Annotated in this window: 2 tRNA genes and 1 rRNA gene; all 3 read left to right on the forward strand. The window is 49.5% G+C overall.

Features of this window, described 5'->3' with window-relative positions:
* Positions 1–61 (forward strand): 16S ribosomal RNA (locus tag CWE08_RS12075); the annotation flags it as partial.
* 150 nt (positions 62–211) lie between these two features.
* Positions 212–288 (forward strand) — tRNA-Ile (locus tag CWE08_RS12080).
* A 357-nt stretch (positions 289–645) separates the two neighbouring features.
* A tRNA-Ala gene (locus CWE08_RS12085) sits at positions 646–721 on the forward strand.
* Positions 722–912: the final 191 nt, after the last annotated feature.

The raw sequence follows: 912 nt of genomic DNA on the forward strand, positions 1-912 counted from the left end.
GACTGGGGTGAAGTCGTAACAAGGTAGCCGTAGGGGAACCTGCGGCTGGATCACCTCCTTAACGATGAAGATGCGTAATTGAGTGAGTGCTCACACAGATTGATTGGCTTGATAGATGGAACAAAGATTGGTTACTGCAGCGCTAGACGCTGTTTTTTTAGCCCTTGCGTAAGGCGGAGTTAAGAAACTTAGCAGTAATTAAACGGATACTGGGTCTGTAGCTCAGCTGGTTAGAGCGCACCCCTGATAAGGGTGAGGTCGGTAGTTCAAGTCTACTCAGACCCACCACTTCTTCGCTGTGAGCAGCGTTGCCTTCGTCGTCGCATACTGGTGTATGCTTCCTCCTTGGCGCCTTGTCACAACTCGAAGATGTTTGGTTTGTTTGGCCGCGCCTTTTGAGAACTCGCATACTGGTGTATGCTTCCTCACACTTTGCCTAGCCACACAGCCAAAACCGAGGATTTTCTCGGTGTCAGAAGCGCATCTGCACATGTTGAAAAAGGGTTTCCCCCGAAGTCAGCACGCGCAGGATAAATCGCCGAGAGCAAGGCGCCCGTTGAGTGATTGAGGGAGCATACCTCGATGGTATGTGACCGATTGAACGAATCGCGCAACGCGGCTATCGGTGATTTAGACAAGCACTATGGGGCCATAGCTCAGCTGGGAGAGCGCCTGGTTTGCATCCAGGAGGTCTGCGGTTCGATCCCGCATGGCTCCACCATTTTCCTCCTCATCCTGCGTTGAAAGCTTCGTCGTTTACTGATGTAAACTTCCTCAGCTTCCGCCTTGCCTGAGAAGGAAAACATTCCGATTCTTTGTTCCACATATGATGCGCATTGCTAAGTGTTCTTATTTGAGAATATTTATCAATCACATTATGTGATGTGCTCTTTAATAATTTGGACAAGCTGA

It is taken from the genome of Aliidiomarina iranensis (assembly GCF_003987135.1).
In the GTDB taxonomy this organism is placed as follows: domain Bacteria; phylum Pseudomonadota; class Gammaproteobacteria; order Enterobacterales; family Alteromonadaceae; genus Aliidiomarina; species Aliidiomarina iranensis.